The following is a 15004-nucleotide window of genomic DNA, read 5'->3' as shown; positions in this document are numbered from 1 at the left end:
AACTTAAGAGGAAAATTCGCGGTATTTTCTATTTTAGTAGTATGCAAGAAGATTTTCTACATTACATCTGGAAACACAGAAAATTTCAAATACATAGTTTGAGTGCCGTATCTGGCGAGTCTGTCGGGGTGGTGTCTGTGGGACAACATAACTTTAATTCGGGGCCCGATTTTTTCAATGCACAGCTAAAAATTGGAGAACAGCTTTGGGCGGGTAATGTAGAAATACATGTAAAATCGTCCGACTGGTTTTTGCATAATCATGAGCAAGATTCGGCTTACGACAACGTGATTCTGCATGTGGTTTGGGAACACGATACCGAAGTGTTCAGAAAAGACAATTCGCCCATGGCGACCTTGCAGTTGAAGGATTATGTAGAGCGGGATATTTTAGAAAATTTCGAAAAGCTGTTTTCCAAGCAAAATCGATGGATTAATTGCGAAAATGAATTGGCATCCGTTGATGATTTTATTTTAAACCATTGGAAAGAACGTTTGTTTTTTGAGCGTTTGGAACGAAAATCGAATGATATTGAAGGTTTATTGAAAACTTCAAAAAATAACTGGGAAGCGGTATTGTTTGTAATGCTCGCCAAAAATTTCGGATTAAAGGTGAACGGCGAAGCCTTTTTAAGTATGGCACGGTCTATCGACTTTTCAATCGTTAGGAAAACGCAATCCAATCTTTTGGCATTGGAAGCTTTGTTTTTCGGACAAGCCGGGTTGCTGGATGCGGATGCCGAAAGCGCTTATTTCAATAATCTGCAAAATGAATACAATTTTCTAAAACAGAAATTCAAGTTGGACAATCAGCGCGTGTTGGCCGTTCAGTTCTTTAGGTTGCGTCCGCCTAATTTCCCCACTATCCGCTTGTCGCAATTGGCCAATTTGTACCACGGTCATCAAAATTTGTTTTCAAAAGTGATGGAAGCAGAACGATTGGAAGATTTCTATAAGCTGTTTTCAGTGACGGTTTCAGGGTTTTGGAAAAACCATTTCACGTTTCAAAAGGCATCAAAACCTTCAGAAAAAAAGTTGACCAAATCATTCATCGATTTGTTGGTCATCAACACCATTTTGCCATTAAAATTCAGCTACAACAAACACAAAGGCGAAACGGCCAGCGAGGCCATTGTTAAAATTGCTTCTGGCATTGGTTCAGAAAAAAACAGCATTGTTGAGGCTTTTAAGAATTTAAAACCCATGAGTGAATCGGCGTTGGATTCGCAAGCGCTCATTCAGCTTAAAACCCAGTATTGCGATAAAAATAAATGTTTGCAATGTGCAGTGGGCAACCAACTTTTAAACAAATAACTTTTAAACGAAAAAAGTAAATACTAAATTGCAGCATGAACATTTATAAACCATTATTGTTTTTCCAAAAGCACGGCTATTACGTGTGCCAGCGTATTGCCGACCGATTGGGCATTCGTGCCAAAGTGGTGCGTACCTCGTTTATGTACCTCACTTTTGTAACCCTGGGCTTTGGTTTTGCGCTGTACTTATTTTTGGCTTTTTGGATGCGCATTAAAGATTTGGTTTATACCAAACGTTCGTCGGTATTTGATCTGTAAATCTATATGAACCCACTTATTAGATTCTTTAGAACCAAAATTTACACCGCTGTTCTTCTTTTGGGAATTGTTATGGTTATTGGGGTTGGTGGCTACAGAATGATTTCTCACTACTCGTGGGTTGATGCGTTTTATATGACGGTTATTACCATGACAACTGTGGGCTTTGGCGAAGTAGTGCCATTAGACGATACCTCGAAAATTTTTACCATTTTTTTAATATTAGGGAGTGTGGTTATTGTGGGTTACGCACTATCCATCATCACCGAATATATTTTAAGCAAAAACGATATTGAAGAACTAAAGCAGAAAAAAATGCAGAAACAGATAGATAGTTTTTCCAACCATATTGTGATTTGTGGCTATGGAAGAAACGGCAAACAGGCCGCCCGGAAACTTAGGGCGTACAACAAGCGGTTTGTGGTGATTGAAAAAAACAAGGACATGGAAGAGCGGCTCCAGTTGGACGAAGTGCCTTATGTAATTGGAAATGCCAATGAAGATGAAGTTTTGGTCATGGCTGGGGTAGACCGTGCAGATTGTTTTATTTCGGCCTTGCCCAATGATGCCGATAATTTGTTTGTAGTGCTTTCGGCGAGGCAATTGAATAAGAAAGTGAACATAATTAGCAGGGCTTCCAATGAATCTTCTTACGATAAATTGAAGTTTGCCGGTGCCAATAACGTTATTCTTCCCGATAAAATAGGAGGAGACCACATGGCATCGTTGGTGGTGGTGCCCGGGCTTATGGAGTTTGTCGATAACTTATCTATCGTGGGTAAATCCAATATCAACATTGAAGAAGTGGCCGTTGAAAAACTGTATAACACCAACCAGCCCAAAACCATAAAGGATTTGGATTTAAGAAAAAAAACAGGTTGTACCGTTATTGGTTACAAAAATGAAAATGGCGAATATACTGTAAATCCTGAGGCCGATTTAAGTTTAGCTCCCCATTCAAAAATTATTGTTTTGGGTCGCCCGGAACAAATAAAAGCACTCAACTCTGAATACAACATCGAGTAGCGAAACACTTATTTTAACAGGCTTAGTTTTAATAAACCATTTTTTTTTAGCATATTGCCCCATTCTTAATATAAAATTTACTTAAAATTAACTAACAAGCATTTTATGAAGAAATATCTTCTTTCATTATTTACATTAACACTTCCATTTTTAACATTTGCACAAGAAACCTCTTCTGAAAAAATCGATAGGGTTTTTAAGGAATATACAGGGTGGTTTGTTGATGCCATTTTTTATGAGATTCCGTTTTCTGAAACATATCAAATTCCGTGGGTGCTAATCGTTTTAATAGGTGGCGCCCTTTTTTTTACAATAAACTTTAAGTTTATAAATTTTACGGGTTTTAGAACAGCCATTAGAGTGGTTCAAGGAAAATACGAAGACATCGAGAGGCATGGTGCCGATACACTTTACGGAGACCAAACACCTAATGAAGATGAAAATATTATTGAAACTTTAAGGGACGATAGCGCCCATGGCGAGGTATCGCATTTCCAAGCATTAACAGCCGCATTGTCGGCTACCGTTGGTTTGGGTAACATTGCCGGTGTGGCCGTGGCCTTATCCATTGGTGGGCCGGGAGCGACGTTTTGGATGATTATGGCCGGACTTTTAGGAATGGCTTCAAAATTCGCAGAATGTACCTTGGGGGTTAAGTATCGTGATGTTGGCGAAGACGGAACTGTTTATGGTGGTCCCATGTACTATTTAACCAAAGGTTTTGGCGAAAAAGGCATGAAAGGCTTTGGTAAAGTATTGGCGGTGCTGTTTGCCATATTCGTTATTGGTGGTTCGTTTGGAGGCGGAAACATGTTCCAAGCCAACCAAGCGGCGGCACAATTTACCAAGTTGTTCGATATGGAAAGCTCTAACGCTGGGATGTACTTTGGTTTTGTAATGGCCTTTTTGGTGGCTATCGTAATTATTGGTGGTATTAAAAGGATTGCTTCCGTTACGGAAAAAGTCGTGCCGTTTATGGCGGGAATTTATGTTTTGGCAGCATTGATTATCCTTGGAGCTAACTGGCATTTAATTGATGATGCTTTCGGATTGATTTTTGAAGGCGCATTTTCCGGATTGGGTATTGCCGGCGGATTGGTAGGTGTCATGATTCAAGGGATTAGAAGGGGAGCATTTTCAAACGAGGCCGGAGTAGGTAGTGCGGCTATTGCGCACTCTGCCGTACGTACCAAATACCCTGCGAGTGAAGGTATAGTGGCGCTTTTAGAACCTTTTGTTGATACTGTGGTGATCTGTACCATGACGGCCTTGGTGATTGTAATTACCAATTTCGATGGCCAATTTATGGAGTATGGTGTACCGATTAAAGAAGGCGTGGAACTTACAGCTTCAGCATTTGATACAGTAATACCACACTTCTCGATTATACTTACCATTGCAGTAATTTTATTTGCATTTTCAACCATGATTTCTTGGTCGTACTACGGTATGCAAGGGTGGATTTTCTTATTCGGAAAAGGAAAGCTCAGTGATTTGGTTTATAAAATTTTATTCCTGTTTTTTGTTGTAGTAGGGGCTTCCATTAGCCTAGGTGCGGTAATCGACTTTTCCGATGCCATGATTTTTGCTATGGTAGTACCAAACATTATTGGTGTAATTGTGCTTTCGCCAGTAATTAGCCGAGAGCTTAAAAAATACATGAAAGCCATTAACGTAAAGGAAGATGCGCTGGATGAAGGGGCAGAAGACCTCACCAAACACATGTAATCAACTAAACTAAATAGATTGTATGAAATCCCATTTCAAGTTTTCAAAGGAACAACGGAATGGGATTTTTTTATTGCTCGCCCTCATTGTCGTGCTACAATGTGTTTACTTTTTTGCTGTGCCCTTAAGTGCTCCCGAAGATTTTCGAATAAATAACGACGAACTTTTAAAGTTTACAAACGAAATCGATTCGCTTCGGCAAGTTGAAATTGAAAACAGCAAACCAAAAACCTATCCGTTCAACCCCAATTACATTAGCGATTATAAAGGTTCAGCCTTGGGCATGAATAACGAAGAAATTGATAGATTGCTCAATTACCGGAAACAAAATAAATGGATCAATTCTGCTGCGCAATTTCAGGAAGTCACGCAAATTTCCGATTCGCTTTTAGAAATCATTTCGCCTTATTTTAAGTTCCCCGATTGGGTTGACAACCCCAAACCAAAATCGAATTTCAATCAAAACAACAAACCGAAAACATACGCCCAAAAACAGGATTTGAATACCGTTACGGCGCAACAACTTCAAAAAGTGAACGGGGTGGGGAAGGTGCTTTCAGAACGCATTGTAAAATTCAGGAATAAGCATATTGGCGGTTTTGTGGGCGATGTGCAGCTCAATGATGTTTACGGACTAACGCCCGAAGTAGTCGAGAGAATAAAAGAACGGTTTACGGTTAAAACCCCAAGCCTCGTCAAAAAGATAAATTTGAATGCCGCAAATGTAAGTCAGTTGGTTACCGTTCCGCATATTGATTATGATCTGGCAGCCGAAATTGTAGAGCAGCGCCAATTGCGCGAAGGCTTCAAATCGATTGACGAATTAAAAAAAGTAAACGGCTTTCCTTCAAATAAAATCGAGATAATTAAATTATATTTGCACCTCGAAAAGCAAATAGATGAATAGTATGTACTTCACCGAAGAGCATGTTCTTTTTAGAGAAAGCCTTCAAGATTTTTTAAAGAAAGAAGTGGTGCCCCATATTGAATCTTGGGAAAAAACCGGAAATATCGACCGATTTATTTGGAAGAAATTTGGTGAGATGGGTTTTTTTGGCATCAATTATCCTGAAGTTTACGGTGGCTTAAACCTCGATTTGTTTTACACAGTTATCTTTTTGGAAGAGTTGCAAAAAATCAACTCTGGTGGTTTCGCTGCGGCTATATGGGCCCATGCCTATTTGGCGATGACGCACCTTAACGCCGAAGGTAGCGAAGCTATTAAACAGAACTATTTGGTGCCTAGCATAACAGGTGAAAAAATAGGCTGCCTGTGCATTACCGAGCCTTTTGGGGGTAGCGATGTGGCTGGTATGCGTACCACTGCTGTTAATGAGGGCGAACATTACATAATAAATGGGTCTAAAACATTTATTACCAATGGCGTGTTAAGCGACTATCTGGTGGTGGCGGCAAAAACCAATCCTGAGTTGGGAAACAAGGGCGTGAGTATGTTTGTTATCGATAGGGAAACGGCTGGTATTTCGGCCACCAAACTCGATAAGCTGGGTTGGCGCGCTTCCGATACGGGAGAGATTGCTTTTGATAATGTAAAAGTGCCCGCTGAAAATTTAATGGGCGACGAGGGCAAAGGCTTTTCGTATATTATGCAGCACTTTGCGTTGGAGCGTTTGATTATGGGCGTTAATGCCCACGCTCGTGCCGAATACGCTTTAGAGTATGCGCAACAATACATGAGTGAGCGCCATGCGTTTGGAAAATCGATTGATAAATTCCAGGCCTTACGACACACTATGGCCGATTTGTACACCGAAATGGAAGTGTGCAAAGCGTTTAACTATTCGGTAGCGTACCGATTGGATAAAGGTGAATATGTGGTAAAGGAAGCGACCATGAGTAAACTGAAATCGACCAAAATGGCCGATGAGGTGATTTACCAATGTTTGCAATTTTTAGGCGGCTACGGCTATATGGAAGACTACCCGATGGCACGCTTGTTCCGTGATAGCCGATTGGGTCCTATTGGTGGAGGAACTTCGGAAATTCTTCGCGAAATTATCGCAAAAATAATAATAGACAAGAAGGAATATAGACCAGCCACACAGTAAGAAGATTATTTTTTTGCGAAAATTGTATTACAATTTTTGCGAAAATTATTATTGATAAAAAGGAGTATAAACCAGCTACGAAGTAGTGATTGGTTATATTTGAATTATAAAACAAACGCCCTTAAAATGGGCGTTTTTTTATCATGTTTTTACAAAATTATGGGTTTGTGCAACGGTTACCGGCTTAGGCACTGGTTTTTTTATTTTATAGTTATCCAATCTGCTTTAATATCAAAGTTTTTTAGGTCAGACGGAACTTCCAATTCGGGATAATCTCCGACTGTTGTTTCGTCAGTCATAAACACAAAATCCCAATTGTTAGTTTGGTCAGAAATGTATTCCCATCCATTCATTAAATCTTGATTAACTTTAATTTTAGGATACTTTTCCGAAATCAGTTTTACAGTCGAATTAGAAGTAAGTCCGTTAGTTGTTGTCAAATTAGGGGAAACTGCTATTATGAGCAAGACTGTATCTGTGTTAAGTTTTGGAATTAATGAAAATGCGATCTTGTCTTGGTCATAGTACAAGTATGCTGGACTACCACCACCATAACCAAAGTCTGTAGCTTTTCCGACTTCTTTTCTGAGTCCTTCAAATTTTTGTTCCGCTTCTGAAATCGTCATACCGACTTTTATTGCTCCAAGTTGTCCATTTTTGATTTCAAACTTTTGATAGTCGAAGGTTAAGACTTCGGAAAGTTTATCAGTTGTCAATTCCGTTATTGTCTGTTTCGGTTGTTCTACCTTTTCCTTTTTGTCCGTAGATTGGTTACAAGACCAAATTATTGTCAGTAATATTAGATATGTTATTTTTCGTATCATTTTTCAACTTGTGCCTAACGGTCTCGTATAACCGTCAGTTACGGGTTTATATGCGTTGATTTTCGGTTTATCACTGACGTTAGCAATTCCGAGTGGATTCGGACGTAGTCGAATCCGCCGTAATTGCGGTTATACATGTTAGCAGCTGGCTTTTTTTTATTTCGGTGGTTGCCATTCAAGCCAATTTTGTGGTTCTAGCTCATTTAAGTTGCATTTTTTTGTTTTAGCAGATACTTCAATTTCATCTCTTTTTCGAACCGCAAAAGCTTTTTTTCTTACACTATATGCGACCCATGCATCTGTAATCCATTTTCTAGAGTCAGTTTTTGTGGTTGTTGAATATAAAACAGCAATTGCGTACTTTAAGTCTGATTTGTCATTTATTATATTTTGTAATAACGGGCTTTTTATATCAAATGAAGAAATAATATGAGTTTCTCCTGGTGATACAATATCGATATCTGTGTGGTCAGTTGTATTTCTTGTGTCATCATCAACCCATGGTTTAGTTGAAGTGTGTAAAATTCTAGCGGGAATTGGTCCTGAATTTTTGACAGCAAACTTAACTCTCGATAAATTCTCCGTTAATGGCTCTACTTCAATGTCAAGTATTAAAATTGGTCTTGTTTCGGAAAGAGTTATTTGTAAAGTTTTATCTAGTTGAGAACTTTGCCAAACAGATATAAATACTGCTAAAACGGCAGCAACAGCAGCCACAACACTCGCAAAAGCTGCAATTTTATTTGAATCTGAAAAGTATTTATAAATTCTTGATTTTAAACTTTTATCAGAATCATTACCAGTAAGTTCTTGCTCATTTTCCATGTGATTTTTATTCAGTATATGCTTTTCAGCTTGCTGCTAACGTGTAGATAAACACAATTGTGTTTATCCATATTATATTTATTTAGATGTTATAAATATTCTTAAACGAATATAGCTGAAATTTTCTACAAAGTCAAAAGCTGTTTTCAAGTTGTGCTTTTTTTCAAAAAAAATAATAACCAATAATTGCGGGTAATAAATTAGTTATTATATTTGCAGCCTGAAAATCTAAAAGAGAGGAGGTTAAGGCACTATGTTAATAATACCAATTAAAGAAGGAGAAAATATAGATAGAGCGCTAAAGCGTTACAAAAGAAAGTTCGACAGAACAGGTACCAAGCGTGCATTGCAGTCTCGCAAGCAGTTTGTTAAGCCATCTGTAGTTCGTAGAGCGCAAATCCAAAAAGCGCAGTACATCCAACAATTAAGAGATGCAGAAGATATATAATTAGTGTATATCTCAGTAATATAGAAATCCCGCCCACAAAGCGGGATTTTTTTATGCCCAAAAGTCAGCGCTACTTTCGGTATTGCATCAAGTGTTTCCCGAGTATCGTAAAAATAGTTGCGTTTTGTACGACAAACGTTTAACTTTAAACATTCAACTTAACCTATACCATGGTATTCCAATCATTTTTAGATTATCTGCTGCTCGAAAAAAATTATTCGGCCTTAACCTTAAAGGCTTACCAAACCGATTTGGAAAGTTTTAAACGTTTTGTTGAGGACGAATACGGCGACCAAAACATGGCTAACGTAAATTACCCCCAAATACGAAGTTGGATTGTGCAATTGGTAGAAGGTGGACTCACCAACCGAAGTGTAAACCGAAAGGTGTCGGCATTGAGCAGTTATTATAAATTCTTATTGAAGGTGGGCGACATTGAAGTGAATCCGTTGGCTAAGCATCGTGCGTTAAAAACAAGCAAAAAGGTGCAGGTGCCATTTTCGGAATCCGAGGTGAAAACCGTTATCGACAATTTGGCCTTGGGCGACGATTTTGAAAGCGTACGCAACAAATTTATAATAGAACTGTTCTATTCCACCGGTATTAGGCGCATCGAACTTATTGAGCTAAAGTTGAGCAGTATCGACCTCAATAATAAAACCCTAAAAGTTTTAGGAAAACGTAATAAAGAGCGTATTGTGCCGTTATTAAATTCGGTAGTGCAAACCGCTTTTTTGTATTTGGAGAAAAGGACTAAACTGCCTGATATTTCGGATAAAGATATGCTCTTTTTAACGAAAAAAGGCGTTAAAATATATGAAACACTTGTTTACAGAATAATAAATGAGTATTTTAGTTTGGCATCTTCAAAAGTAAAAAAGAGTCCGCACATACTCAGGCACTCTTTTGCAACACATTTGTTAAACCAAGGTGCCGATTTAAACGCTGTTAAAGAACTTTTAGGACATTCCAGTTTGGCTGCTACCCAGGTTTACACCCACAACAGCATTGCCGAGTTGAAAAAAGTGCACGTTAAGGCACATCCCAGAAGTAAAAAATAGCGGGAGTTTTTGTCTAACCAATAAAGTGTATTAGTATGAAAGTAAACACGCAATCCGTAAATTTCAACGCTGACCAAAAGTTGATAAATTTTATCCAGAAACGCATGGATAAATTAGATTTGTTTTACGATAGGGTGATAAAATCCGATGTGTTTTTAAAGGTAGAAAATACCAGCCAAAAAGAAAATAAAATTTTCGAGGCCAAAGTAAGTGTGCCGGGCGATAGTTTTGTGGTAAAAAAACAATGCAAAACGTTTGAGGAAGGTGCCGATATGGCCGTTGCCTCGCTAGAACGCCAGCTAAAAAAGAGAAAAGAAAAATTAAGGGCACATTTATAATAAAATTTCTCAAAAAATGTTTTGAATAAAATAAAAAATCTATACATTTGCAGTCCGTTAGAAATAACGGGCTTTTTTTTATGCTCAAAAAGTATAAAAATGCCTCCATAGCTCAGCTGGCTAGAGCAGCTGATTTGTAATCAGCAGGTCGTGGGTTCGAGTCCCTCTGGAGGCTCTTAATTCCTGCGAAAGCAGAAGTCTCAAAGTTTTGAGAAAGGTCTTTAAAATATTGAAAAACGAATTGGGGAGATACTCAAGCGGCCAACGAGGACAGACTGTAAATCTGTTGTTTTTTAACTTCGCAGGTTCGAATCCTGCTCTCCCCACTTAATAGTTCAATGTTTAAGGTTGAAAAAGTTCAAGGTTTTAAAGCTTTGAATGGTAAACTTTAAATTTTGAATGAATTGCGGGAGTAGCTCAGTTGGTAGAGCGTCAGCCTTCCAAGCTGAATGTCGCCGGTTCGAACCCGGTCTCCCGCTCAAAAGTTTACGGATTACGAGTTATAATCGTAGATCAAAAATCGGTAATCGTAAATCAAAACGCCGGTGTAGCTCAGGGGTAGAGCGTTTCCTTGGTAAGGAAGAGGTCACGAGTTCAAATCTCGTCATTGGCTCTATATTAGAGAGTGAAAATTAGGATACACTAATATTATTATATAACTAAGATTAAAATTATTTAAAAAACATGGCAAAGGCAACTTTCGATCGTTCAAAACCACACTTAAATATTGGTACAATTGGACACGTAGATCACGGTAAAACAACTTTAACTGCTGCTATTACTAAAGTATTAGCTGATGCAGGTTTCTCAGAAGCAAGATCTTTTGATCAAATTGATAACGCTCCAGAAGAAAAGGAAAGAGGTATTACAATTAACACTTCTCACGTAGAGTATCAAACAGCTAATCGTCACTATGCTCACGTTGACTGTCCAGGTCACGCCGATTACGTTAAGAACATGGTAACTGGTGCTGCGCAAATGGACGGTGCTATCTTGGTGGTAGCTGCGACTGATGGTCCTATGCCACAAACTCGCGAGCACATCCTTTTAGGACGTCAGGTAGGTATTCCTCGTATCGTTGTTTTCTTGAACAAAGTTGATATGGTGGATGATGAAGAGCTTTTAGAGCTTGTAGATATGGAAGTTAGAGATTTATTGAGCTTCTACGAGTACGATGGAGACAATGGTCCTGTAATTTCTGGTTCTGCTTTAGGTGCACTTAACGGTGAGCAAAAATGGGTAGATACTGTATTGGAATTAATGGAAGCTTGCGATAACTGGATTGAAGAGCCAGTACGTGATATGGACAAGCCTTTCTTGATGCCAATTGAAGACGTATTCTCTATTACTGGTCGTGGTACTGTAGCAACTGGTCGTATTGAAACTGGTGTTGCTCAAACTGGTGACCCTGTAGAAATTATCGGTATGGGTGCTGAGAAGTTAACTTCTACTATCACAGGTATCGAAATGTTCCGTCAAATCCTAGATAGAGGTGAAGCTGGAGATAACGCTGGTATCTTATTAAGAGGTATTGAGAAAACTCAAATCTCAAGAGGTATGGTTATCACTAAGCCAGGTTCTGTAACGCCTCACAAAAACTTCAAAGCTGAGGTTTATATCTTGAAAAAAGAAGAAGGTGGACGTCACACTCCATTCCACAACAACTACCGTCCTCAGTTCTACGTACGTACAACTGACGTAACAGGAAACATTTCTCTTCCAGATGGTGTTGAAATGGTAATGCCAGGAGATAACTTAACTATCACTGTTGAATTGATTCAGCCAATTGCAATGAACGTAGGTTTACGTTTCGCAATCCGTGAAGGTGGTAGAACTGTAGGTGCAGGTCAGGTAACTGAAATCCTAGACTAATACAGTTTAAACAAATATAAAAGTTGAGGTATTTCGTTTATCCGGAATACCTTGACTTATATTTACGGGTTTAGCTCAGTTGGTAGAGCACTGGTCTCCAAAACCAGGTGTCGGGAGTTCGAGTCTCTCAACCCGTGCGAAGCAAAGGATTGCGAGGCGAGAAGTTTATGCTGAGCGTAGTCGAAGCAAGTCTCTCAACCCGTGCAAAGAAAATAGACGCTATCTATTAAAACAATATTAAAATGGCTGGAATTGTGAATTATATAAAGGAATCGTTTGGTGAACTAAAAAACAACGTTACATGGCCTACTTGGGCAGAAGCGCAAAGCTTAACGGTGTTGGTTGCCGTATTCTCAATTATATTTTCTCTTGCTATTTGGGGCGTAGATACTGTGTTCAGTAAAGTTATCGCAGCTTACTTTCAATGGATTGGATAAAGAATTACTAAATCGGTAAAAAGAAAAGAGTATGTCTGAAGTAAGTGATAAAAAATGGTATGTAGTTCGTGCCGTAAGCGGTCAAGAAAACAAAATCAAAACCTATATCGAGAATGAAATAGCTCGTTTGGGTATGCAAGATTATGTTGACCAAGTATTGGTGCCTACCGAGCGCGTGGTTCAAATCCGTAACGGAAAAAAAATCCACAAGGAAAAAGTGTTTTTCCCTGGGTATATTATGATTCAAGCCAACCTAACCGGAGAAGTGCCGCACATTATTCGTTCGGTAACCAACGTTATTGGCTTCTTAGGGGAAACCAAAGGCGGAGATCCAGTACCATTAAGACAATCTGAAGTAAATAGAATGTTAGGTAAGGTTGATGAATTGGCCGTTGAAGAAAGCGCCAATGTTGCCATTCCTTACACTAAAGGCGAAACAGTTAAAGTTATTGATGGACCATTCAACGGTTTTGATGGTACTATTGAAAAGATAAATGAAGAAAAGCGTAAGCTGGAAGTTATGGTGAAGATTTTCGGAAGAAAAACACCTTTGGAGCTCAGCTATATGCAGGTTGAAAAAGTATAATAATTGTTACACTAGATAAATGATGCGTTTTTAGCTTCCAACATAAAGCGTATCGACTTAAATTATTAAAAATGGCAAAAGAATTAAGTAAAGTAGTTAAGTTACAAGTTCGGGGAGGTGCTGCGAATCCGTCGCCACCGGTTGGACCCGCTTTAGGTGCTGCTGGGGTAAACATTATGGAGTTCTGTAAGCAATTTAATGCTAGAACCCAAGATAAAGCTGGTAAAGTATTACCGGTAGTTATCTCTGTTTACAAAGACAAGTCTTTCGACTTTGTTATTAAAACTCCTCCAGCTGCAGTACAATTATTAGAAGCGGCCAAGGTGAAAAAAGGTTCAGGTGAACCAAACCGAAAAAAAGTAGCTAAAGTATCTTGGGATCAGATCAAGACCATCGCAGAAGACAAAATGCAAGATTTAAATGCATTTGAAGTGGCTTCTGCCATGAAAATGGTTGCTGGTACGGCAAGATCGATGGGAATAACCGTAACAGGAAAATTTCCTTCTTAATCTATTAAAGCATTAAAAAATGGCAAGATTAACAAGAAAGCAAAAAGAGGCTTTAGCGAAGATTGAAAAAGGAAAGGTGTATTCATTAGATGAAGCATCTGCCCTAGTTAAAGAAATTACCAATACCAAGTTTGATGCATCAGTTGATATCGCTGTACGTTTGGGCGTAGATCCACGTAAAGCCAATCAAATGGTAAGAGGTGTTGTTTCACTTCCACACGGTACTGGTAAAGACATGAAAGTATTAGCATTGGTAACTCCAGACAAAGAAGCAGAGGCTAAAGAAGCTGGTGCTGATTATGTTGGGTTGGACGAGTACCTTGATAAAATTAAAGGTGGTTGGACAGATGTAGACGTTATCATTACTATGCCTAGCGTAATGGGTAAATTAGGTCCTTTAGGACGTGTGTTAGGTCCTCGTGGCTTAATGCCAAACCCTAAGACTGGTACGGTAACTATGGATGTTGCAAAAGCGGTTAGCGAAGTAAAAGCTGGTAAAATCGATTTTAAAGTTGATAAAACCGGTATTGTGCACGCTGCTATTGGAAAGGCATCATTCAGTGCTGATAAAATTGCTGGAAACGCAAATGAATTAATTCAAACACTTATTAAATTAAAACCAACAGCTGCAAAAGGAACTTATGTAAAGAGCATCTTTATGTCTTCTACCATGAGCCCAAGTATTGCGGTTGATCCTAAGGTTGGTTAATTTAAGTTAAAACTTTTATTATGACAAGAGAAGAAAAATCACAAGTAATTGAGGACTTAACTGCAGAATTAGCCGAAAACGCCAATATCTATTTAACCGATATTTCAGGATTAAACGCAGGAGCTACCTCAGATTTACGTCGTGCCGCATTTAAGGCCAACGTAAAAATGGCAGTTGTTAAAAATACATTGCTTGCAAAAGCCATGGAAGCTTCAGACAAAGAGTTTGGGGAGCTTCCTTCGGTATTAAAAGGAAATACATCTGTGATGTATGCCGAAGCAGGTAATGCACCAGCTAAGTTGATAAAGAACTTCCGTAAAAAATCTGAAAAGCCTTTATTAAAAGGAGCTTTTATTGAGGAAGCGATTTACATTGGCGATAACCAACTAGACACATTGGTTGATATCAAGTCTAGAGAAGAGTTATTAGGAGAAATTGTTGGATTGTTACAATCTCCGGCCAAAAACGTTGTATCTGCTCTTAAGTCGGGTGGAAACACAATTGCTGGTCTTATTAAAACACTATCTGAAAAAGAAGGATAGTATTAAGCAGTACGCACTTTATTACAATTATATTATTTAAAAAAAATCATTAAAACGATAGAAAAATGGCAGATTTAAAAGATTTCGCAGAACAATTAGTTAACCTTACTGTAAAAGAAGTAAACGAGTTAGCAACTATATTAAAAGATGAGTATGGTATCGAGCCTGCTGCTGCTGCTGCAGTTGCGGTTGCTGGTCCAGCTGGTGGAGGTGACGACGCCGGTGAAGCTCAAACTGAGTTTGATGTAATCTTAAAAGCAGCAGGTGGTTCTAAATTGGCTGTTGTAAAATTAGTTAAGGAATTAACTGGTTTAGGATTAAAAGAAGCTAAAGAATTAGTTGACGGTGCACCAAGCGCTATCAAAGAAGCAGTTTCTAAAGATGAAGCTGAGGCTCTTAAAACTCAATTAGAAGAGGCTGGAGCAGAGGTTGAGCTTAAGTAAGCTTAGTACCAAAA

General features: G+C 38.7%; 18 protein-coding genes and 5 tRNA genes. 21 read left to right on the top strand and 2 right to left on the bottom strand.

All coding sequences use genetic code 11. The features are described from left to right. Positions 1 to 41: 41 nt before the first annotated feature. The 6 genes from ABI125_12870 to ABI125_12845 all read left to right on the top strand — a co-directional run bounded on the left by ABI125_12870 (position 42) and on the right by ABI125_12845 (position 6396). Positions 42 to 1313 (top strand): DUF2851 family protein, encoded by a 1272-nt coding sequence (locus ABI125_12870; GenBank protein XCF05607.1) that lies wholly within the window; start codon positions 42 to 44, stop codon positions 1311 to 1313. A 35-nt stretch (positions 1314 to 1348) separates the two neighbouring features. Then, entirely contained in the window at positions 1349 to 1573 is a 225-nt protein-coding gene (locus tag ABI125_12865; GenBank protein XCF05606.1) for a PspC domain-containing protein, read from the top strand. A 6-nt stretch (positions 1574 to 1579) separates the two neighbouring features. Beyond that, on the top strand, positions 1580 to 2599 hold the full coding sequence (locus ABI125_12860) for a potassium channel protein (protein ID XCF05605.1): 1020 nt from the start codon (positions 1580 to 1582) through the stop codon (positions 2597 to 2599). A 105-nt stretch (positions 2600 to 2704) separates the two neighbouring features. Then, positions 2705 to 4327, top strand: a complete 1623-nt coding sequence (locus tag ABI125_12855) for an alanine/glycine:cation symporter family protein (GenBank protein XCF05604.1) — start codon at positions 2705 to 2707, stop codon at positions 4325 to 4327. A 22-nt stretch (positions 4328 to 4349) separates the two neighbouring features. Continuing rightward, the gene (locus ABI125_12850) at positions 4350 to 5234 is read left to right on the top strand and encodes a helix-hairpin-helix domain-containing protein (protein ID XCF05603.1); all 885 of its coding nucleotides are present in this window, start codon (positions 4350 to 4352) and stop codon (positions 5232 to 5234) included. Continuing rightward, the gene (locus ABI125_12845) at positions 5227 to 6396 is read left to right on the top strand and encodes an acyl-CoA dehydrogenase family protein (GenBank protein ID XCF05602.1); all 1170 of its coding nucleotides are present in this window, start codon (positions 5227 to 5229) and stop codon (positions 6394 to 6396) included. Before ABI125_12850 ends, ABI125_12845 begins: the two co-directional genes overlap by 8 nt. Positions 6397 to 6596: 200 nt before the next feature. Here ABI125_12845 and ABI125_12840 read toward each other — a convergent pair whose 3' ends face one another. After that, positions 6597 to 7220, bottom strand: a complete 624-nt coding sequence (locus ABI125_12840; GenBank protein ID XCF05601.1) for a hypothetical protein — start codon at positions 7218 to 7220, stop codon at positions 6597 to 6599. Positions 7221 to 7376: 156 nt separating this feature from the next. Further along, complete coding sequence (locus ABI125_12835; protein ID XCF05600.1) at positions 7377 to 8045, bottom strand: hypothetical protein; 669 nt, start codon at positions 8043 to 8045, stop codon at positions 7377 to 7379. A 253-nt stretch (positions 8046 to 8298) separates the two neighbouring features. On the opposite strand from ABI125_12835, the gene rpsU reads away from it, so the two are divergent. From rpsU to rplL, 15 genes are all read left to right on the top strand, one after another. Beyond that, positions 8299 to 8493: a 30S ribosomal protein S21 gene (rpsU, locus tag ABI125_12830; protein ID XCF05599.1), complete on the top strand. Its 195-nt coding sequence runs from the start codon at positions 8299 to 8301 to the stop codon at positions 8491 to 8493. 170 nt (positions 8494 to 8663) lie between these two features. Then, entirely contained in the window at positions 8664 to 9554 is an 891-nt protein-coding gene (locus tag ABI125_12825; protein XCF05598.1) for a tyrosine-type recombinase/integrase, read from the top strand. A gap of 35 nt (positions 9555 to 9589) precedes the next feature. Then, entirely contained in the window at positions 9590 to 9892 is a 303-nt protein-coding gene (gene raiA, locus ABI125_12820) for a ribosome-associated translation inhibitor RaiA (protein ID XCF05597.1), read from the top strand. Positions 9893 to 9993: 101 nt separating this feature from the next. Continuing rightward, positions 9994 to 10067 (top strand) — tRNA-Thr (locus ABI125_12815). Between the two features lie 68 nt (positions 10068 to 10135). Further along, a tRNA-Tyr gene (locus ABI125_12810) sits at positions 10136 to 10218 on the top strand. A gap of 80 nt (positions 10219 to 10298) precedes the next feature. After that, positions 10299 to 10371, top strand: a tRNA-Gly gene (locus tag ABI125_12805). Between the two features lie 62 nt (positions 10372 to 10433). Next, positions 10434 to 10505, top strand: a tRNA-Thr gene (locus tag ABI125_12800). Positions 10506 to 10576: 71 nt separating this feature from the next. Then, a complete protein-coding gene (gene tuf / locus ABI125_12795; GenBank protein XCF05596.1) occupies positions 10577 to 11764 on the top strand; it encodes an elongation factor Tu in 1188 nt (395 codons plus the stop codon). 64 nt (positions 11765 to 11828) lie between these two features. After that, positions 11829 to 11901 (top strand) — tRNA-Trp (locus ABI125_12790). 105 nt (positions 11902 to 12006) lie between these two features. Next, positions 12007 to 12201, top strand: a complete 195-nt coding sequence (gene secE / locus ABI125_12785) for a preprotein translocase subunit SecE (GenBank protein ID XCF05595.1) — start codon at positions 12007 to 12009, stop codon at positions 12199 to 12201. Positions 12202 to 12232: 31 nt separating this feature from the next. After that, a complete protein-coding gene (gene nusG / locus ABI125_12780; GenBank protein ID XCF05594.1) occupies positions 12233 to 12787 on the top strand; it encodes a transcription termination/antitermination protein NusG in 555 nt (184 codons plus the stop codon). A gap of 71 nt (positions 12788 to 12858) precedes the next feature. Further along, positions 12859 to 13296 carry a 50S ribosomal protein L11 gene (gene rplK / locus ABI125_12775; GenBank protein ID XCF05593.1) on the top strand — a complete coding sequence of 146 codons (438 nt, stop codon included), beginning with the start codon at positions 12859 to 12861 and terminating at the stop codon, positions 13294 to 13296. Between the two features lie 19 nt (positions 13297 to 13315). Beyond that, positions 13316 to 14005, top strand: a complete 690-nt coding sequence (rplA, locus tag ABI125_12770; GenBank protein XCF05592.1) for a 50S ribosomal protein L1 — start codon at positions 13316 to 13318, stop codon at positions 14003 to 14005. 20 nt (positions 14006 to 14025) lie between these two features. Continuing rightward, a complete protein-coding gene (gene rplJ, locus ABI125_12765) occupies positions 14026 to 14547 on the top strand; it encodes a 50S ribosomal protein L10 (protein XCF05591.1) in 522 nt (173 codons plus the stop codon). 65 nt (positions 14548 to 14612) lie between these two features. Then, entirely contained in the window at positions 14613 to 14990 is a 378-nt protein-coding gene (rplL, locus tag ABI125_12760) for a 50S ribosomal protein L7/L12 (GenBank protein ID XCF05590.1), read from the top strand. Positions 14991 to 15004: the final 14 nt, after the last annotated feature.

It is taken from the genome of Tamlana crocina, assembly GCA_040429635.1.
Classification (GTDB): Bacteria; Bacteroidota; Bacteroidia; order Flavobacteriales; family Flavobacteriaceae; genus Flavisericum; species Flavisericum crocinum.
This window is presented reverse-complemented; position numbering and strand designations above follow the sequence as displayed.